General features: G+C 28.1%; 21 protein-coding genes. 9 read left to right on the top strand and 12 right to left on the bottom strand.

The genetic code is table 11. The annotated features are described in order from the left end of the window. Positions 1-57 precede the first annotated feature (57 nt). From AMYT_RS00420 to AMYT_RS00375, 10 genes are all read right to left on the bottom strand, one after another. Positions 58-1,422: a TRAP transporter large permease gene (locus AMYT_RS00420; RefSeq protein ID WP_114840606.1), complete on the bottom strand. Its 1,365-nt coding sequence runs from the start codon at positions 1,420-1,422 to the stop codon at positions 58-60. Then, the gene (locus AMYT_RS00415; RefSeq protein ID WP_114840605.1) at positions 1,422-1,967 is read right to left on the bottom strand and encodes a TRAP transporter small permease subunit; all 546 of its coding nucleotides are present in this window, start codon (positions 1,965-1,967) and stop codon (positions 1,422-1,424) included. Before AMYT_RS00415 ends, AMYT_RS00420 begins: the two co-directional genes overlap by 1 nt. A gap of 155 nt (positions 1,968-2,122) precedes the next feature. Continuing rightward, complete coding sequence (locus AMYT_RS00410; protein ID WP_114843119.1) at positions 2,123-3,190, bottom strand: TRAP transporter substrate-binding protein; 1,068 nt, start codon at positions 3,188-3,190, stop codon at positions 2,123-2,125. Between the two features lie 88 nt (positions 3,191-3,278). Further along, the gene (locus AMYT_RS00405) at positions 3,279-3,923 is read right to left on the bottom strand and encodes a response regulator transcription factor (RefSeq protein WP_114840604.1); all 645 of its coding nucleotides are present in this window, start codon (positions 3,921-3,923) and stop codon (positions 3,279-3,281) included. 1 nt (position 3,924) lies between these two features. Further along, entirely contained in the window at positions 3,925-6,117 is a 2,193-nt protein-coding gene (locus AMYT_RS00400; RefSeq protein WP_114840603.1) for an ABC transporter substrate binding protein, read from the bottom strand. A gap of 28 nt (positions 6,118-6,145) precedes the next feature. Further along, positions 6,146-6,730, bottom strand: coding sequence for a LutC/YkgG family protein (locus tag AMYT_RS00395; protein WP_114840602.1), 585 nt, complete (start codon positions 6,728-6,730; stop codon positions 6,146-6,148). Continuing rightward, positions 6,720-8,096 carry a lactate utilization protein B gene (locus tag AMYT_RS00390; RefSeq protein WP_114840601.1) on the bottom strand — a complete coding sequence of 459 codons (1,377 nt, stop codon included), beginning with the start codon at positions 8,094-8,096 and terminating at the stop codon, positions 6,720-6,722. The genes AMYT_RS00395 and AMYT_RS00390 overlap by 11 nt, the downstream gene beginning before the upstream one ends. Then, positions 8,089-8,835: a (Fe-S)-binding protein gene (locus AMYT_RS00385; RefSeq protein ID WP_114840600.1), complete on the bottom strand. Its 747-nt coding sequence runs from the start codon at positions 8,833-8,835 to the stop codon at positions 8,089-8,091. Before AMYT_RS00385 ends, AMYT_RS00390 begins: the two co-directional genes overlap by 8 nt. Positions 8,836-8,917: 82 nt before the next feature. Next, a complete protein-coding gene (locus tag AMYT_RS00380; protein WP_114840599.1) occupies positions 8,918-9,481 on the bottom strand; it encodes a class I SAM-dependent methyltransferase in 564 nt (187 codons plus the stop codon). Next, the gene (locus AMYT_RS00375; protein WP_114840598.1) at positions 9,468-9,917 is read right to left on the bottom strand and encodes a deoxycytidylate deaminase; all 450 of its coding nucleotides are present in this window, start codon (positions 9,915-9,917) and stop codon (positions 9,468-9,470) included. Before AMYT_RS00375 ends, AMYT_RS00380 begins: the two co-directional genes overlap by 14 nt. A 78-nt stretch (positions 9,918-9,995) precedes the next feature. On the opposite strand from AMYT_RS00375, the gene accB reads away from it, so the two are divergent. The 3 genes from accB (at position 9,996) to AMYT_RS00360 (ending at position 13,526) form a co-directional block, all read left to right on the top strand. Beyond that, complete coding sequence (gene accB, locus AMYT_RS00370; RefSeq protein WP_114840597.1) at positions 9,996-10,472, top strand: acetyl-CoA carboxylase biotin carboxyl carrier protein; 477 nt, start codon at positions 9,996-9,998, stop codon at positions 10,470-10,472. 12 nt (positions 10,473-10,484) lie between these two features. Then, the gene (locus tag AMYT_RS00365; RefSeq protein WP_114840596.1) at positions 10,485-11,825 is read left to right on the top strand and encodes an acetyl-CoA carboxylase biotin carboxylase subunit; all 1,341 of its coding nucleotides are present in this window, start codon (positions 10,485-10,487) and stop codon (positions 11,823-11,825) included. A gap of 219 nt (positions 11,826-12,044) precedes the next feature. Continuing rightward, a complete protein-coding gene (locus AMYT_RS00360; RefSeq protein ID WP_114840595.1) occupies positions 12,045-13,526 on the top strand; it encodes a DEAD/DEAH box helicase in 1,482 nt (493 codons plus the stop codon). A 17-nt stretch (positions 13,527-13,543) separates the two neighbouring features. Here the strand turns inward: AMYT_RS00360 and AMYT_RS00355 are convergent, their stop codons facing one another. Next, entirely contained in the window at positions 13,544-13,768 is a 225-nt protein-coding gene (locus tag AMYT_RS00355; RefSeq protein WP_114840594.1) for a hypothetical protein, read from the bottom strand. 253 nt (positions 13,769-14,021) lie between these two features. On the opposite strand from AMYT_RS00355, the gene AMYT_RS00350 reads away from it, so the two are divergent. Beyond that, positions 14,022-15,602: an inorganic phosphate transporter gene (locus AMYT_RS00350; protein WP_228197872.1), complete on the top strand. Its 1,581-nt coding sequence runs from the start codon at positions 14,022-14,024 to the stop codon at positions 15,600-15,602. 1 nt (position 15,603) lies between these two features. Here the strand turns inward: AMYT_RS00350 and AMYT_RS00345 are convergent, their stop codons facing one another. Beyond that, a complete protein-coding gene (locus AMYT_RS00345; protein WP_114840593.1) occupies positions 15,604-16,011 on the bottom strand; it encodes a response regulator in 408 nt (135 codons plus the stop codon). 53 nt (positions 16,012-16,064) lie between these two features. On the opposite strand from AMYT_RS00345, the gene AMYT_RS00340 reads away from it, so the two are divergent. From AMYT_RS00340 to AMYT_RS00320, 5 genes are all read left to right on the top strand, one after another. Further along, complete coding sequence (locus AMYT_RS00340; RefSeq protein ID WP_322934326.1) at positions 16,065-17,003, top strand: AEC family transporter; 939 nt, start codon at positions 16,065-16,067, stop codon at positions 17,001-17,003. Then, entirely contained in the window at positions 17,003-18,781 is a 1,779-nt protein-coding gene (gene asnB / locus AMYT_RS00335) for an asparagine synthase (glutamine-hydrolyzing) (protein WP_114840591.1), read from the top strand. The genes AMYT_RS00340 and asnB overlap by 1 nt, the downstream gene beginning before the upstream one ends. A 75-nt stretch (positions 18,782-18,856) precedes the next feature. Further along, complete coding sequence (locus AMYT_RS00330; RefSeq protein ID WP_114840590.1) at positions 18,857-19,159, top strand: hypothetical protein; 303 nt, start codon at positions 18,857-18,859, stop codon at positions 19,157-19,159. Next, a complete protein-coding gene (gene bluB / locus AMYT_RS00325) occupies positions 19,159-19,782 on the top strand; it encodes a 5,6-dimethylbenzimidazole synthase (protein ID WP_114840589.1) in 624 nt (207 codons plus the stop codon). The genes AMYT_RS00330 and bluB overlap by 1 nt, the downstream gene beginning before the upstream one ends. Before the next feature lie 19 nt (positions 19,783-19,801). After that, positions 19,802-20,869 carry a TRAP transporter substrate-binding protein gene (locus tag AMYT_RS00320; RefSeq protein WP_114840588.1) on the top strand — a complete coding sequence of 356 codons (1,068 nt, stop codon included), beginning with the start codon at positions 19,802-19,804 and terminating at the stop codon, positions 20,867-20,869. Positions 20,870-20,889 lie beyond the last annotated feature (20 nt).

Raw genomic sequence — 20,889 nt, 5'->3', positions numbered from 1 at the left:
TAATATGCTTTTTTTATTCATAACCATTTCCTAAAGATTTTAGGATAAGAAAGACTCTTATCCTATTGTTGGCTTAATCCCAAAAAACTCAGGGAATAAAGCTAACATTGCTAATACACCTATTTGTATTAAAATAAAAGGTAAAACACCTTTATAAATTTGAATTGTTCTAACTGTTGCAGGAACTACTCCTTTTAAATAGAAAAGGGAGAATCCAAAAGGTGGTGTTAAAAATGATGTTTGTAAATTCATTGCTATAAGTATAGCAAACCATACTGGATTTATATCTAAATTTACAGCAATAGGTACTAAAATAGGAACAATAATATATGAAATCTCAACGAAATCAATAAAAAATCCTAAAACAAAAATTGCTAACATTGTAAATATAATAAATCCAAGTTTTTCATCTCCTGGTAAATTCATCATAAAATGTTCAACTAACTCATCTCCACCTGTATAAGTAAATACCATAGAAAAAGCTGTTGCTCCAATTAAAATAGCAAATACCATAGAAGTAATTTTTACAGACTCAAATGCAGCTTCTTTTACCATATCAAGGGTAAAACTTCTATACATAAAACTTAATGCCATTGCACCTAAACAACCAACAGCTGCTGATTCAGTAGGAGTTGCAACACCAGCAAAAATAGAACCTAAAACTAATATAATAAGAGTTAAAGATGGAATAATATCAATTAAAGCTCTTACAACTTGTTTTGATTTACTTCCCCTAGTTGGATCAGCAGGAATTGCAGGTGCCATATCTTTTTTAACTAAAGCCACAACAAAAATAAATAAAATATATGCCAATACTAAAAATAATCCTGGCCAAACAGCTGCTTGAAATAAATCTCCCACTGGAACTTGAAAAACATCTCCCAAGATAATTAAAACAATTGAAGGAGGAATAATTTGACCAAGTGTTCCTGAAGCACAGATTGTACCTGTGGCTAATTCAGTATTATATTTATATTTAAGCATTACAGGTAAAGAAATAACTCCCATTGCAACAACTGAAGCTCCAACAACACCCGTAGATGCAGCAAGAAGAGTTCCAACTAATACTGTTGAAATAGCAACTCCACCTCTAATCTCACCAAATAAGAATCCCATTGATTCAAGTAATCTTTCAGCAAGACCTGTTTTTTGTAATACAATTCCCATAAAAATAAACATTGGAACTGCCATTAAAATCGTATTATTCATAATAGACCAGATTCTATGGGGCATAAAATCAAACATATACATACCCTCTTCAAATCCTTCAATTAAACCAGCAACTAATCCCCCATCAAATCCTATTTCTACAATTCCTGCAATAATTCCAAATACAACAGAAACTGCTCCAAAAGTAAAAGCAACAGGGAACCCAATTAACAGCATAAATAATGCTGTAAAAAACATAATAATACCAATCATTACTTATCTGCCTTTTTCTCTTCAAACTTATGTTCTGGTATATGATGTAATCCTAAATAGATATTTAAATTTTTTATAAAATATCCAATAGAAGTAACCATTAATAAAACAAATGAAATTGGAATCATAGATTTAATTAACCATCTATGAGTTAAGCCACCTGGATCTCCTGATACTTCATTAAAAGCATAAGCTTCATGAACAAAATCTAAAGATCCAAACACAATTAATAAAGAAATAGGGAAGATAAATGTAATAACACCTATCATATTTATTATAGCTTTTTTCTTTTCTGTTAATCTATCATATATTAAATCTACTCTTACATGTCCATCTTCTTTTAAAGTATAAGACACTCCTAGTAAAATAACTATTGAAAATAGATGCCACTCCATCTCTTGCATAGCAATATTTCCACTTTTAAATAAATATCGCATAACAACATCATAAAATACATTTAATATCATTAGGACTATAACAATAGCAGTTATACCACCTATAATATTTGCAAATTTTTCAAAACCCCGTTCTAGTTTTAAAAGCATTAGCTTATCCTTTTTGTTTACTCTCTCAAATGAGTTTAATAAATATAAAGTTTACACTTATCAAAGCCATTATTATATTACTTTTTATTTAAAATAAAAGCCCCTTAAAAAGGGGCTTCTTAATATATAAAAAAAGTAGGAAGGTTAAAAAACTATTATAAATTATCCTCTAAGTATTTATAATCAGCCATTTTTGTCCACTCTCTTGCTTTTTTCATATAAGCTTTTTGAGATTCTAAAACCTCTTTTAATAATGGACTTTCTTTAGCCATATCAACTAATAATTCATCATTTGCTTTTTTCATAGCTTTAATTACATTTTCTGGAAGTGTTTTAATTTTTACATTTGGATAGTCTGTTGCAATTTGAGCCCAAGCCTCTGCATTCATATGGTAGTTTTCTACATACATATCATAAGCTGCAACTCTCATAGCTGTAATTAAGATTTTTTGTAAATCTTTTGGTAATTTACTAAATTTTCTTTCATTAACTAAGAATTGTAATTCTGTTGCTGGTTCATGCCAACCTGTATAGTAGTATGGAGCAATTTTATGGAATCCCATTTTAATATCCATTGATGGGCTTACCCATTCTAATGCATCAATTGTTCCTCTTTCTAAAGAAGTATAAAGCTCACCTGGAGCAATATTAGTAACTGTTACACCAAGTTTTGCTAAAACCTCTCCTGCAAATCCTGGAATTCTCATTTTTAGACCTTTTAAGTCATCTAATGAATTAATCTCTTTTCTAAACCAACCGCCCATTTGGTTTCCAGAGTTTCCACCAGGGAAAGATAATACTTTATGTTTTGAGTATGCTTTTTGCATAAGTTCTAGTCCTCCACCATAATAGAACCATGCATATTGCTCAGGTGCAGTCATACCAAAAGGCATTGTAGTAAAAGGTAATGTTTCAATATCTTTACCTTTCCAATAATATGAAGCAGAGTGTCCCATTTCATATTGACCACCTTTTACCATATCTAAAATACCTAAAGGTGCCTTATGTTTATTTGCTGCATCAACTCTAATTTGTAGTCTTCCATCTGACATCTCTTCTGCAAGTTTTGCCATATTTGTTGGTGCATCAATAAATGGTGATAAAGTTGAACCCCAAGTAGTAGCCAATTTCCACTTGTAAACTTTATCTGCTGCAAATGCTGCTGAGCTAAGTGTCGTAACTAGCGCAGAAGCAACAAGTAATTTAGTTGTCTTTTTAAACATCATAACATTCTCCTTTTTTATGTGTTGTTTTAAATTTTAACCATTTGAGATGATAATGATATGATATTTTACAACTATTATGTAATTTTTATGTAGTTTTAAAGATGTATCCTGTATCTACAACTGTCTCAATATATTTATTAGAAAGTACCTTTCTTAGGCGTCTAATAAGACTTCTTATAGATTCAAGTGATGCAAAACTACCTTCCCATACATAATTTTGTATCGTATCATATGATAAAACTTGATTCCTTTTTGTTAAAAAAAGATTCATTAGTAATCTCTCTTTTTTAGTTAGCCTTTGTTCCACTCCTTCTAAAACCACAATAGAGGATTTATAATCAAAATATGAATTATCATCAAAGAAGATAAAATCATTTTTAATTTTACATAATTTTTCTACTTTTATCTCCAATTCATCAATAAAAAATGGTTTTTTTAAGTAATCATTACAACCAAAATCATATGATTGTTTTATTACTTCAAGTTCTGTTGAAGCACTAATAATAATTACAGGTACCTCTTCATAAAACTCTCTAATTTTTTTTAAAATCTTTATTCCATCAACATTTGGAACATTTATATCAAGAATAAAGCAACTATAGCCTTCAGTTATATTATTATATGCTTCATTTCCATCTAAATAAGCATCTATTTTATAACCTTTTAATTTCAATCTTTTTGTAATAGTTTGATTTAATTTTTTATTATCCTCTAAAAGTAATATATTCATTTTAATCCTTTTTATAAGGTACTATTATTGTGAAAACCACATTATTTCCCACATTATTAACTTTAATAAATCCTTGCATTTTATCTTCTACAATAACTTTTGCCATATATAACCCTATTCCTGTACCATCTTTTTTTGTGGTAAAATATGGTTCAAAGATAGAAGAAATAATTTTTTCATCAATTTTTCCTCCATCATCTATAATCTCTATTTTATTATAATTTTGAAATTTTGAAATATTAATTATAATATTTCCTTTAATTTGACTTTCAGCAAAATTTTCAATTATTTTATTTTTTGCATTATTTATTAAATTTAATAAAACTTGTTTAAATTCATTTTCATATCCATAAACAACTAAATTTTCTCCATCTAAATAATTAAATGTCATATTAATATTTGAGTAAAAAACTTGTTTTCCTATAATCTCATTTATCTCATCTAGTGCTTTTTTTATTGGAAAAATTACTTTTTTTGTAGAAGGTTTTAAAAAGTTTCTAAAATCATTTAAAGTTCTTGACATATATTGAATTTGTATCATAGAATCATTTACAAACTCTTCAACTTGAGTATCTTTTAGTTCATTTAATAAATATGAAGTTTGTATATCTTGCACTTGTGCTGAAAGTTCCACTAAGGGCTCATTCCATTGATGAGCAATAGCAGCCACCATATCTCCCATTTCTGCTAGTTTACTTTGTTGAATTAAAAACTGTTTTTGTTGTACCCTTTCTGTAATATCATCCATAATACAAACTATCCCACCAATTCTTCCATCTATATTTTTATAAACAGCCTTATTTAAAATAAAATATTTAATCTCTTTATTACTAAAATGCAATGCCATTTCAGAAGTATCAGTTTTTAGTGTTTTAAGTAGTTTTTCATCAACTTTTGTATTCTTTTCAGCTATATCTTTTGGAAAAAAATCAAAAGCATTTTTCCCCACAACTTCTTCTTTATTTAATCCCATTAGATTTGCAAAAGCTAAATTACAACCTATAAATTTTCCATCAACATTTTTATAATATATTGCATTTGGTATAGTATCAAGTAATACTTTATCAAATTCCAATCTATTTGATAAATCCCTTTGAAGCTTTTTTCTTCTATTAATATTTGCTCTCATTAAAATAATTAAGATTATAAAAACAAGCATTGTTGCAATTGTAATATTTACTAAAAGCTTATATTTTCTATAAAAAGAAAAAGGTCTATTTACAATAATATAATTATCCACATACTTTTGAATATTAATATCAAATTTTTTTAGTTCATTAAAATCAAACATATATTGATTTGGAGATTTTCGTAAAATTGGAATATCTTTGATTTTTTTATTTTCAAGTAAAATCTCTAAGGCCATTTTTGAAGCTGCATCTCCTTGTGCTTTTGCAGAAGTTAATAGCCCCCCAATAACCCCATAATTTAAATAAAAATCCCATAAACCATATATTGGTACATTTGAAAAACTTTTTATATGTTCTAAACTCTCTTTATAAGTAAAAAACTTCCCCGTTTTATCTTTAAATAAAAGAACAAATAAAAGTGCAGTATTTTTACTGCTATTTGACACATGCTTTTTAAGTTCATTCATTTGCATATCATCAATATATTCAATTTCAAATCTATTTTTATATTTTGGTATAAGTTTATTTAAATCATTTTTCATTATAAGTCCAGTTTTTGACTTATCATTTATAATTACTAATTTTTCTAAATTTGGATGAAGTTTTGAAATAAGTTCAAAGTTTTTTTCTAAATCTACTTGTTCAATAACCCCACTAATATAATCTTTCATATCATTTTTTTCAAGTATTTTTTCATCAAAATAGTTAATCCCACAAAAAAGTATGGGAGTTTTAGGGAAAAGTTCATTTTGATAATCTATTAAAAACTCTAAAGCAGAGTTATCACTTGCGATTATTACATCAAATCTTCTATTTAAAAATTGTTCTTTATATAGTTCTTTTAGTTTTACATAGTAGTTTTGGTTAGATACTCTTTTTGTATCCATATAAATTGTAGTTAGATTTATATTGTTGTATTTATTAAAATTTTTTTCTATTGCATTTGAAATATCATCTGTCCATTTATATCCTTTATGATAAGAATGAAGTAATAATACCTCTTTGGAGCTTTCTTTAGCAAAAAGGGATATAACAAGGCTTATTAGTATTAATATCTTTTTCAAATTAATCCTTTAAGCCTGTATTATATCATCAATCTACAAAAATTATATATCCAGATTTTGGACCATGTGCTCCAATTACTAAAGATTGTTCTATATCTGCTGTTTTAGATGGACCACTTACAAATACACCATAACCTGCCTGCTCAAAAGAGATTCTTTCATATGCTTCATGCATATTATTTAAAATATCTTCTTTTTGTACAACTATTACAATATTTTGTGCAATAAAATATAAACTTCTATGTCTATTATCACTATTTTTTAGCCATACTGCACCATTTTCAGCCACAGCAAAATTACCTTTTACTATACATAAATCTATATTTTCTAATTTATGTGCATCCTCTTGGGCATTTGCATCAAAATTTCCTAAAGAACACCCTTGTACATTTGTTGTAATTACTTTTTCTTCAGGATAAATCTCTTTAATAGTTTTATCTAAGTCTTCTTTTTTTACAATTAAAGCTTTCCCACCAACACTTGAAAGCATTTCAGAAAATTTTGCAAACTTATCTTCATATACTATTCCAAAATTATTATAAGAAGGAAGAGGTGTCTCTTTTACCTTATTATTTTGTTTTATTGAAGCTAAAATTATCTCTTTACTTGTCATCTTCCAATCCTTTTTTATACAGTTCTTTAAAACTATTTTTAGGCATATTTGGTAGGTCTCTTTGTCTTCCCCAAACATTTGATTTATTATAAATTAAAGCTTTAGGCAATAATGGTACCACTTTTCTAGCCACTTTACCTGCTAAATCAAATAGTGTTGGATGGGACATTAGCCAAGAAGCAGCTTTCATCATAAACTTTTTCTTTGGATCTATTATATCTTTTGCACTTAAATCTTGTCTATGATTGTATAATTGAGCATCTAAATCAATTTTAACTGGACAAACATTTGAACAAGAACCACACAAAGTACATGCAAAAGGTAATGTCTTATGTTTTTTAGGGTCTCTAAATGTAGATAATGTTGAACCAATTGGACCTGGAATTACATACTCATACGAATGACCTCCACTTCTTCTATAAATAGGACAAGTATTCATACAAGCTCCACATCTAATACAATTTAAAGCTTTTTGATATTTTGAAGATTCTAAAAATGGTGTTCTTTTATTATCTACAATTACAATATGCATAGCTCCACCTTCAATAGGACCATGAAAATGTGAAGTATATGAAGTAATAGGTTGCCCTGTTGCACTTCTTGCAAGTAGTCTTGTAAAAACTCCTAAATCTTCCAATCTTGGAATAATTTTTTCTATTCCCATACAAGCAATATGCAGTTTTGGTAAACTAGCACCCATATCTGCATTTCCTTCATTTGTACAAACTACAACTCCACCTGTATTTGCAATAGCAAAGTTTACTCCTGTAATTCCTGCATCAGCTTTTAAAAACTTATCTCTTAAATCAGCCCTTGCAGCCCTTGTTAAATATGTAGGATCATAGTTTCCTTTTTCCGTACCCATTTTTTCATGGAAAGTATCAGAAACATCCTCTTTTTTTAAGTGAATTGCAGGAAGAACAATATGAGATGGTGGCTCTTTTCTTAGTTGAACAATTCTCTCACCTAAATCTGAATCCACAACTTCTAAACCTTTACTTTCTAAAAAAGGATTTAAATGGCACTCTTCTGTTAGCATTGATTTTGATTTAACAACTTTTTTTACATTGTTTTCACTTAAAATCTTATATACAATTTCATTATGTTCTTTTGCATCTTTTGCCCAATGAACAGTAATTCCTTTTGCATTTGCATTTTTTTCAAACTCTAAAAGATATTTATCTAAGTTTGCCATAGTATGAGTTTTAATAATATTTGCATACTCTCTTAATTGTTCCCACTCAGGAATAGATTTTGATGCCCTATCTCTTTTTTCTCTTACAAACCATAAAGCTTTATCATGCCAATGCATTCTTTCATCATTTGCAACAAAAGCTTTTGCATTTAATGGATGATTATTACTCATATTTAGCTCCTGCAAGAATTTCAACTATATGCATAACTTTGATATTTTCTTTATTTCTATTAATAATACCATCCATATGCATTAAACATGACATATCTGCACCTGTTATTATTTGGGCTTGTGAATCTATATGGTCTTTTATTCTATCTTTACCCATAGCAACTGAAATATCTTCTTCTGTTACACTAAATGTTCCACCAAATCCACAGCATTCATCTTCTCTTTGTAAAGTAACAATTTCTATATCTTTTACTAAAGATAATAGATTTTTTAATTTAGAATTATAAGGAATATTTAATTCACTTGGAGTTCCTAGTTTTAACATTCTATGCCCATGGCATGAGTTATGAATACCAACTTTATAAGGAAAACTAACATCTAAGTATTCGATTTTAATAATATCGTGTAAAAACTCGCAAACTTCATAAATTGAAGTTTTTACTTTATTATAATCACTATTATTTTTAAAAAATGGGGCATAGTGTTCTTTTACCATAGTAACACAAGAACCACTTGGAGCAACAATATAATCATAATCTTTAAAAGTCTCAACAAACTGTTTAGCTAAAGTTTCAATATCTTTTGAGCAACCAGAATTTGCCATTGGCTGACCACAGCAAGTCTGACTCATAGGATAATCAATTTCTAAATTTAATTTCTTAAGAATTTTAAGTGTTGCCATACAAACATCAGGATATAACTCATTCATAAAACAAGGTATAAATAATCCAATTTTCATGCAAACTCCTTTTATTATATAAGAAATTCTACACAACTAATATGAAAAACTTATGATATTTTACAAAAATGCTATTTTAATGCTATTTTTCTAGTTTTATTGTGCAATCATTTTCCAAATAGTTACACTCAATGGAAATTTTATTGGTAAGTGTTTTACAAAAAGCGAGTACTTCTTCTTTATTTATATTAGTAAAACTATTTTTTATTAAAAAATTAAAAATAAAAGCTTTTTGTGAATTTTTAAAACAGTTTTCTATAAAAAGTTTAAACTCATTGAATTCTAAAAGATTTAAAGCTCCACTGCAAATATAATAATCTTTTTTTATTAAAGTATCTTTTAAAACATCCTTTACTAAAAAATTATTTGTTTTAAATCTACTTTTACAGATTTTTATCATTTGCTCTTCACAATCAATACCTAAATACTCCTTTGGTTTTATATTTTTATAGTTTAGAAAATTAACAAACTCAGCAAATCCACAACCTACATCAACAATAGAAGAGTTATTTAAATTTTCAATAAATTGAAAAAGAACTTCAAATCTTAAATATTGAGTAAAAGAAGAGTCCCAATGAACTCCCCTTGCTGTAAGTCCATATTTTAAAATAGATTTCTTATAAAAAAGATGATTATTTATTTTCATTAACTTTAATTTGCTCTATTGTTACACCATTATCTTTTATAAATTTTGTAACAATATCAGAGTTTGTATGTTCATATGATCTATCATACACTATTCTTTTTATTCCACTTGCAATTAAGTTTTTTGAACAATCTGCACAAGGTTCTAATGTTACATAAATAGTGGCACCTTCTATACTAATTCCTTTTCTAGCAGCCCAAATTATTGCATTCATCTCTGCATGAATTTCATAAGTTTTTGACCATTCATGGTGATCTTTAGTATATTCATCTTTCCAATGTTCACTACAATTTATATACCCTGATGGGGTACCGTTGTAACCCGTTGAGAGAATTCTTCCATCTTTTACTATAACTGCACCTACTTGTTTTGATACACATTTAGATGCACTTGCTATTTCATGCGCTATATTTATAAAATTTATATCACTTAACACTTAAACTCCATATAAATAAATTAAATTATAATGATTTTTTTGATATATTATAGCGAAATTTAATAAAAAGGTACGTCTATGGATTTTAAAGATATTAAAGAACTAATAAGAGTATTTGACAAAAGTGAACTTAATAAATTAAAAATCAAAGAAGGTGACTTTGAAATATCTATGGGGAAAGGATTTGATGGGGCTATTGAAATGGCACCTGTTACATCAATGGCACCTGCTGCTCACCCTGTTGCTATTTCAACACCATCTATAAGTGCTCCTGTTGAGACTTCTTGCTCAACAGAAAAAGGAGTTCAAACTTGTTCAGATACAATTAATTCACCAATGGTGGGAACATATTATGCTGCTCCATCTCCTGGTTCACCAGCATTCGTAAAAGCTGGAGATACAGTAAGAAAAGGACAAACTTTATGTATTTTAGAAGCAATGAAAATTATGAATGAAGTTGAAGCAGAATGCGATTGCAAAATCTTAGAAGTATTAGTAAAAGATGCTGATCCAGTTGAATATGATATGCCATTATTCGTAATTGAAAAGTTATAAGAAAGAGCTCGTATGGCTGAAATCAAGAAAATTTTAATAGCTAATAGAGGCGAAATTGTTCAAAGAGCTATTAGAACAATTAGGGAAATGGGAAAAAAATCAGTAGCTATATATAGTGCTGGGGATAAAAACGCTTCATATTTAAAACATGCTGATGAAGCAGTATGTATTGGTGGTGCTAAATCATCTGAATCGTATTTAAATATTCCAGCAATTATCACTGCTGCTGAAATGACAGGATGTGATGCAATTTTTCCAGGATATGGATTTTTATCTGAGAATCAAGATTTTGTAGAAATTTGTAGATTACATGGAATTAAATTTATTGGGCCTTCTGTTGAAGTAATGGAAAAAATGGCTGATAAATCTAAAGCAAAATCTGAAATGGTAAAAGCTGGTGTTCCAGTTGTTCCAGGAAGTGAAGGAGCTGTTCACTCACTAGAAGAAGCAAAAAAAACAGCTAAAGAAATTGGGTATCCAATTATGGCTAAAGCTGCTGCTGGTGGTGGTGGAAGAGGAATGAGACTTATTAAAAATGAGTCTGAGTTTGACCAATTATTTATGGCAGCATCTTCTGAAGCTTTAGCAGCATTTGGTGATGGTACTATGTACTTAGAAAGATTTATCAACAATCCTAGACATATTGAAGTTCAAGTTGTTGGTGATTCTTATGGAAATGCTATTCATATTGGGGAAAGAGACTGTTCTTTACAAAGAAGACATCAAAAAGTGATTGAAGAATCACCTGCAATTTTATTAAACGAAGAGACAAGACAACAACTTCTTGATGTTGCAGTTAAAGCAACTAAATACTTAAATTATGAAGGTGCAGGAACATTTGAGTTCTTAGCAGATGATAAACAGAACTTCTACTTTATGGAGATGAATACAAGGCTTCAAGTTGAACACCCAGTATCAGAAATGGTATCAGGAATTGATATTATTGAACTTATGATAAAAGTAGCAGAAGGTGAAAAATTACCTCCTCAAGAAAGTATTAAATTTAGAGGGCATGCTATTGAGTGTAGAATTACAGCTGAAGATCCAGTTTCATTTTTACCTTGTCCAGGAGCAGTTAAACAATGGATGGTTCCAGGTGGAAGAAATGTAAGAGTTGATTCTCATGTTTATGCAGGATATATTGTACCTCCTTATTATGACTCAATGATTGGAAAACTAATCGTTTGGGGAAGAGATAGAAATAAAGCTATCAATATTATGAAAAGAGCTTTAAATGAGTTTGAAGTAGAAGGAATTAAAACTACTATTCCTTTTCATAAAAAAATGATGGAAAATAAAGACTTTATAGAAAATAAATACGATACAAAATATTTAGAAAACTACAAAGGTTAAAACTTGGGCTTGAAAATCAATTCAAGCCCTAAAGCTTAAATTTATCTAAATTTAGATATACTCCGCCCAATTATACACAGTTATATACCTATTTTTACTTTGAATTTCAACTCAAAGATTTTAAATTATTGGCGCTCAATTATTTATCATTAAATTTTCTAAGATGAACAAAAAAGTTATATAAAGTGTATTTTAAATTCAAATATACGAAGGTAAAAAGTGACTTTTAAAGAGTTCGATTTCAAACAAAATTTACAAAAATCAATTGACGAAGCGGGATTTAAAGAGCCAAGTCCAATTCAACAAGATGCAATTCCAGTAATTTTACAAGGTAAAGATATTGTAGGACAAGCACATACAGGTACAGGAAAAACTGCTGCATTTGGTCTTCCAATTTTAAATATGATGAAGTGTAACAAAGAAGTAGAAGCAGTTGTTATTGTTCCTACAAGAGAGCTTGCAATGCAAGTATCTGATGAATTATATAAATTTGGGAAAAATTTAAATATAAATACTGCAACAGTATATGGTGGACAATCATATTCTAGACAATTAAAGCATATTGAAAATGCTTCTATTTTAATAGCAACACCAGGAAGATTCTTAGATCTTTTAAGGGATAAAAAAATAAGTATTAACCCAAGTTTCGTAGTATTAGATGAAGCTGATGAAATGCTTGATATGGGATTTTTAGATGATATTAAAGAAATCTTTACATTTCTACCAGAAAAAAGACAAACTTTACTATTTTCTGCAACAATGCCAAATGCTATTAAGCAACTTGCGAAATCTATTTTAAATGAACCAGAATTTATCACAATTACACAAAGTGAGATTACAAATTCTAAAATTACTCAAACATTTTATGTTGTTGATGAGTATGAAAGAGATGATGCTCTTATTAGATTATATGATTTTAAAAACCCAGAAAAATCAATTATCTTTTGTAGAACAAAAAAAGAAGTAGATAGACTTTCTACATTTTTAGTATCTCAAGGTTTTAGTGCAAAAGGTCTTCATGGTGATATGGAGCAAAGACAAAGAGAAGAGGCTATTAATGCCTTTAAAAAAGGTAAATTAGAAATTCTTATTGCAACAGATGTTGCAGCAAGAGGATTAGATGTTAATGATGTAACACACGTATTTAACTATCATTTACCATTTGATTCTGAAAGTTATGTTCATAGAATTGGAAGAACAGGAAGAGCAGGTAAAGAAGGTGTTGCTGTTTCAATTGTTACTCCACATGAGTTTAGAATGATACAAAAAATTCAAAAAACTACAGGTGGAAAACTTGAAGCAAAAACAATTCCTACTATTAAGTTAGTTAAAGATAAAAAAACTAACTCTTTAATTGAAAAAATTAAAGAACAAGAAGTTCATGATGCTGCATTAAAAATCGTAGAAGATTTAAAAGAGAGTTATGATATTTCTACAATTGCTTTTAAATTAGCTTCTATTTTATCAAGCTCTACTTATGTAAAAGGAAACAATAACATTGGAAAATCTGAAAAAGATATTTTAAAACTTATTGAAAATTCTTCTAAAAGTGATAGAGATGATAGATCAAGAGGTGGAAGAAGAGGAGGTTCTAGAAACTTCAATAATAGAAGAAGTAACTCTTCAAGAAGAGATTCATCTTCAAACTCAAAAAGTTCATCTGGAAAACCTTCTTCAAATAGAAGAAGAAGATCTTCATAATATATAAGTAAGTGAATTTATTCACTTACTTCTTTATAATATTTTTTAACCGCTCTCTTTGCTTTTTTATAAGCAGCTTTAGTATCTCTACCAAAACCTCTAAATACTCCATCTTTATTAAAAAATTCAACCATTTCAAGTTTTCCTTTTTTTGTATCAACTACTCTAAAGATATTGAAATCTTGTTTCATTTTATCTATTTTTGGAATATCATTTTTTGTTAAAATTCTTATGCTTAACATATTTCTACTCCCATTGTCTATATTTTATAACTATTGTACATATAAAATCTTATAAAGTCATTAAAAAATTATTTTAAATTAAAAGAATTTTGAAAAAAAAGAAGATTTTTTTAAGAACATTATATAGAGATATTAAATATTTTAAGTAGTTTATCAATATAAAGTTTAAGCTTTATTAAAGTTTCTATAAACAATTATCCACTAAAATAATAATTTACTTAAATTACAAAATGGTTACAAAAAAAGGGTTACTTTGGACTTTGAAACAATTAAAAAAATGGATAAAGCCGTAGATTCAGTCTTACCAAGCTTTGCCAAACTTTCACTAGGACTTTTATTTATAGTTTTAGTATTTTTATGGAGCTACACCTCTCATGGTAATGTTCCTAACAACTCATTTTTAATCATTGGTGCAGTATTTGGAGCTTATATGGCTATGAATATTGGTGCTAATGATGTTGCAAATAATGTGGGACCTGCTGTTGGGTCTAAAGCAATTACAATGTTTTGGGCAATAGTAATTGCAGCAGTATTTGAAGCAGCTGGGGCATTAATTGCAGGTGGAGATGTTGTTAAAACAATCAAAAAAGGAATTATTGATCCAGCTTTAATTTCTGACCCTGAAATATTTATTTGGGCAATGACAGCTGCACTTTTATCAGCAGCATTATGGCTAAACTTTGCTACTTCTATTGGAGCTCCTGTTTCAACTACTCACTCAATTGTAGGTGGAGTAATGGGTGCTGGAATTGCAGCCGCAGGTTTTTCAATTGTATCTTGGGGAACAATGGGTAAAATTGCTGCTTCTTGGGTAATCTCACCAATTCTAGGGGGAGTTATTGCAGCAGGATTTTTATTTTTTATTAAAAAAAATATAATGTTTAAAAAAGATATGGTAGAAGCCGCTAAAATCTTTGTTCCATATTTAATTGCTTTTATGTCTTGGGCCTTTTCTACATACCTTATTTTAAAAGGGGTAAAGCATCTAATTAAATTGGATTTTTTTACTGCTTTAATTATTGGTTTAATTATCTCTATAGGAGTATTTTTCTTTGTAAAACCCCTAATTATTAAAGCTTCTGTAAAAATAGGAAATACAAGAGCAGGTATAAACTCACTATTTACAATACCACTTATTTTTGCTGCTGCACTTTTATCGTTTGCACATGGAGCAAATGATGTTGCAAATGCAATTGGACCTTTAGCTGCTATTAATGATGCTGTTATGAATAATGAAATTGCAACTAAAGTTGGTATTCCTCTTTGGGTTATGCTAGTTGGTGCTGCTGGTATTGCCATTGGTCTTGCTTTATATGGACCAAGATTAATTAAAACTGTTGGTTCTGAAATTACTGAACTTGATCAAGTAAGAGCTTATTCTATTGCAATGGCAGCTGCTGTTACTGTTATAATTGCAAGTCAATTAGGACTGCCTGTATCTTCAACTCATATTGCAGTTGGGGGAGTTTTTGGAGTAGGGTTCTTAAGGGAATATCTTGATTCAAGTGAGTCTAAAATCTTAAGTGATATTAGAAAAAAATTTAAAAGAGATAAAAAGATTTTAGAAAAATATGAAGATGAACTTTATAAAATTGAAAAAGACAATAATAAAAGTAAATCTGATTATGTAAGAATTGTTGAACTTTATAAGTTAATTGATGAAAAAGTTGAACAAGTTAAAAAAGATAAAAGAGACTTTAAAGCTAAAAAAAGAGTTAAATATGTAAAAAGAGATGCAATTAAAAAAATAGTTGCAGCTTGGATTATTACTGTTCCAGCAGCTGCATTTTTATCTGCTTCTATTTTCTTTATGATAAAAGGTATTATGTCGTAGATTATTTACAATAATCTCCGACCTCGCCTTTTATTGCCTTATCAATACTTTTTATTAAATCTTTAATTTGTATAGGCTTTCTTAAATAATGTGAAAAGTTTTCACTTATTTCTGTAATTCCATAATCATCACAATCATAAGCAGAAACAGCAATAATAGGTCTTTTTAATTTACAATTGGCATTTATTTTTTTTGCCATTTCAAGTCCAGATAAATATGGCATATTAATATCTGTAATTATTGCATCTACTTCTTTATAATGCTGCTTATATGCAAGAATTCCATCTTTACCATCTTTAGCTGTATATACATCTTTAAAAATTGTTTTTAATAGCAAGGTAGTATGTTCTCTTATGAAATCATCATCTTCAACATACAAAATGTTAAGTTTTCTTAAATTATTTATCATTTTAAAAATATAACGAAGATTATATTATTTTATGATAAAATTTTCTTCTATTAATAATTAAAAAAGGCTATTCAATCGAAACATTATTTTCTGTACTTCCTGTTTATTTCTTTATTCTTATAGGATTAATTGTAAAAAAAATTTTTAAAGAAAAGATTGATGAAAAAAGTTATGTAATTTTATCTTTTTATTTTCTTCAACCTATTTTAATATTTTGGGGATTAACAAAAGCACCAATAGATTATGGATTTATTATGTCTCCTGTAATTTATTTTTATGCAATTTTTACTGTTTTATTTATTTTAATTATTATTTCAAAAAAAATTTTTAGTGATAGCAAAGATAGAACTATCTTTTTAGCAGTTTCTTTAGTGGGAAATACGGGGAATATTGGTGTACCCTTAGGCATAGCCTTATTTGGTGAGCAATCTGTTCCTTATACAAGTATTATTAATATTGCCAATATGTTTTTTATTTATATTTTTAGTGTATATTTCTTTGCTAAAGAGCAATTTAGTTTAAAAGAGGCAATTACTACTATTTTTAAACTTCCTGGTCTTTGGGTGGCAGCTTTTGCTATTTGTATTAATTATAATTCTATTGAATTAAGTAAAGAAATAACAAGAGTTTTAGAAATGGGTGCTTATGCAGCTATGGTTTTACAACTTATTATTTTTGGTGTGTATTTAAGTGAAGTAAAAGTAAGAACAATGAATTGGAAGCTATCATTTAGTATCTCAACGGTAAAGCAAATAATCCTTCCCATAGTTGGTATTTATTTTGTAATTTTAAGTGATTTAAATGTTTATGTTAGTTCTATTTTAGTAATGCAATTAATGGTTCCACTTGCAGTAAATAATGTAAATCTAGCAGCTTTATATAGTTGCAAACCTTATGATGTAACAGCATCAGTACTAATTTCTACTTTAAAATTTACGCTTCTACTTTATTTTTATTTAGAACTTATTAAATATTTTATAGGAGAGTATTAATGTGTGGTATTTTAGGTGGCAATTTTTTACATAATAATTTTAGCCATGCTTTAAAATATATTGAAAATAGGGGACCTGATTTTCAAGAAATTAAAACCATAAATAAAAATACTTTTTGCCATACTAGATTATCTATAATTGATTTAGATAATGAAGCAAATCAACCTATGGTTTTTGATGAGATTTTAATAGTATTTAATGGAGAGATATATAATTATCAAGAGTTAATTAAAGAGCATAATTTACACTGTAAAACAAAATCTGATACTGAAGTGCTTATAAGACTTTATCAAAAGTATGATAAGGAGTTTTTAAACTATTTAAATGGAATGTTTAGTTTTTGTATTTATGATATAAAAAAAGATAGTTTTTTTTGTGCTAGGGATAGGTATGGGAAAAAACCATTTTTTTACTATTATGAAAATAGTAAGTTTATTTTTTCTTCTTCTCTTAGATCAATTTTAGCATTATTAGAAAAAAAACCTTCATTAAATAAAGTTGCACTTTCTCAATATATGCAATACTTTGTAAGTTTAGGGGAAAATACTTTTTATAATGGAATAAAAAAGCTTGAAGCAGCCTCTTTTTTAACTTTAGAAAAAAATCAAATACATATAAAAAAATACTATAAAATTAATACCTATAAAAAAATCAAAGAGGAAAGTAGGGCATTAGAAGATATTGAAAAGCTACTTTTTAATAGTGTAGAAAAAAGATTAACTTCTGATGTTGAAGTTGCAAGTTTATTAAGTGGAGGAATAGATAGTTCACTTATTTCTGCACTTTATACTAAAATTTCAGGTAAAAAGATTAATACTTTTAGTGTAGGTTATGAGGAGTATGAAAATTATAGTGAGTTAAACTATGCAGAAATTACAGCAAAGCATATAGGCTCAAATCATCATCCCTTAGTAATTAATCAAAAGGATTTTATTAATGCTTTTGAAAGCACTTTAGAGGCTTTAGAAGAACCCCATGCAGATAGTGCAGCAATTCCTCTATACCTTTTAACAAAAAAAATAAAAGATATGGGAATAAAAACTGTACTAAGTGGAGAGGGCAGTGATGAGATATTTTTAGGTTATGATAATTATGCTAAATTTTTAAAATATTATGAGTTTGAAAAAACTTTATCAACTTCGCAAACACAATTTTTAGATTCAATAATTATTGCTTTACAAAATAATACCAAAGAGAGTGAATATTTAAGAAGAATTATAAAAAAAGAGAATTTATATAATAGTTTTGCAGAAGTTTTTACTTCAATTCAAAAGAAAAAACTCTTTAAAAAAGTTCCCACATTTAAAAGTGAAACTGCTAAAAAAGACCCGGTTGATTGGATGAGTTATATTGACCTAAAGATTTGGTTAGGGGAGGGGTTATTAAGTAAAGTTGATAGAATCTCTATGGCAAATTCTTTAGAGGTTAGAACACCCTTTTTAGACTATAATTTAGTAAATTATATGTTTAGTGTACAATCAGATATAAAAGTGGGAAATACTAATAAATATTTATTAAAAAAAATAGCTTCAAAATATATTCCAAAAGAGATAATAAATAGAACAAAAAAAGGTTTTAATTCACCTTTTAATGAGTGGATTCAAGCTGAATATAAAGATGAAATCTTAGCTTTAATTTTAAGAGTAAATAAGCAATCAAATCTTTTTAATGAAAACTATTTAAAAGAGATTTATCATTTAGCAAAATCAAGAAAATTTAAACAACATCTTTGGTCAATTTATATCTTTTCAAAATGGTTTGATAAAGAATACTTATAGAAAAATTTTTTCTATTACTTATAGTTTAAATCAATATTAGATATTATTTCACAAGCTAAAAAAGCGAGGGGAAAAATGAATATCTTAATTCCTGTTGATTGTAATAAAAGACATGAAGCAATTATTTGTGCAATTGAAGATCTTTCATATTGGGCATATGTAGAACTAGATGAAGGTCAAATAGTAAATTGTGAATTTTTTAAAGACAAAAAAGAATCTAACTGCTGGATTGATTATGCTGTAATTATAAATGAAACTGACTATTTATGGGATTTTAAACAAAAAAATATATCAGTTTTAGAAGCGCCAACACAAAAAAGTATTGATGAAATCGTTGAGGCTTTTTTACTTGGAAAACTAAAAACTCTAAAAGTATAATGAAAAATTTTTCAAATAAAGATTTAGAAACCTTAAGTAGCATTATTGGCTCAAGAAGAGATGTAAGGGGCAATAATTTTATAAATAAAAAGGTTTCTAATAAAAAACTAAAGATTATTTTAGAATCTGCTTTAAAAGCTCCTTCTGTGGGCTATTCTCAGCCTTGGAGATTTAAACTTATAAAAGAAGATACCAAAAAACAAGAGATATATAACCACTTTAAAAAAAGCTATGAAAAAAGTAAAAAGAAGTTTGAAGATAGACCTTTATATAAAACTTTAAAACTTGAAGGCATAAAAGAATCTTATATAAATATAGCAGTTTTTTATAAAAATGATAAAAAAGAGATACTTGGACAAACCTATATGAAAAGAAGTGGTGAATACTCAGTGGTTTGTGCTATTTGTAATATGTGGCTAACGGCAAGAGCTTTAAATATAGGTCTTGGTTGGGTATCTATTATAAAACCTAAGAAAATAAAAAAAATCTTAGAGGTTCCAAAAGAATATAAGCTTATTGGTTACTTATGTATTGGATACACAAAAGAGTTTTTAGAAGAGCCTGAACTAAAAACACTTGGTTGGGAAAAAGAAAAAAGCTTAAAAGAGTGTATTTTAAAATAATCATTTAAAAGGGAGAAAAATGAAAAATTTAATTAGCAAATTAGGCGTTATTTCTGTTTTAATTATTGCTATGAGTATGGCTGTTTATGCACAAGATAAAGTGTATAAACTAAAAATGGGTACAACTTGGGGTAAAACAGCAAGCCCTTTAATAGATACTTCTATTAAAATGGCAGAACTTGCAAAAGTTATGTCAAATGGACAACTTCAAATTAGAGTTGATGATGCAACAAAACATAAATCACCACTTGGTATTTTAGATATGGTAAAAGCAGGGCAATATGATATAGGACACTCTGCTTCATATTATTGGAAAGGTAAAGATATAGAACTTTTACCTTTTACTTCAATGCCTTTTGGATTAACTGCACCTGAACAATATGCGTGGTTTTATCATGGTGGAGGATTAGAACTTATGCAAAAAGCCTATGCAAAACATAATGTACTATCTTTTCCTGGAGGAAATACAGGTGTTCAAATGGGTGGTTGGTTTAGAAGTGAAATTAAATCAGCTAAAGATTTAGAAGGTCTAAAGATGAGAATCCCAGGATTTGCAGGTGAAGTTATGGCAAAAGCTGGTGTTTTAGTTACAAATATTGCACCAGGAGAGCTTTATACTGCTTTTGAAAGAAATACTATTGATGCACTTGAATGGGTAGGACCCTCAATGGATATTAGTATGGGATTTCATAAAATTGCTAAATATTACTATACAGGATGGCATGAGCCAGCTTCTGAGTTACAATTTATAGTAAATAAAAGAGCATATGAGAAACTTCCAAAAAGACTTCAAGAAGTATTGGTATTGGCTTTTAGACTTGCGGCTTATGATATGTATATTTTAAATTATGATATGAATGCAAAAGCTTGGGAAAATATGAAAAAAGAGTTTCCAGATATTAAAGTTAAAAGTTTTCCAGATGATGTAAAACAAATACTTCAAAAAGCAAATAAACAATTAAGAGATGAGATGGCAGCAAAATCACCATTATTAAAAGAAATTTTTCAATCTCAAGAAGAGTATATGAAAGAAATAAGACAATGGAGTATTATTTCAGATTATCAATATATTAAAGATAATTTATAATCTAAGATTTCCTTTGGGAA

Source organism: Malaciobacter mytili LMG 24559 (assembly GCF_003346775.1).
Taxonomy (GTDB): domain Bacteria; phylum Campylobacterota; class Campylobacteria; order Campylobacterales; family Arcobacteraceae; genus Malaciobacter; species Malaciobacter mytili.
Note: the sequence above shows the minus strand (reverse complement) of the source record. Positions and strands in the feature narration are given on the sequence as shown.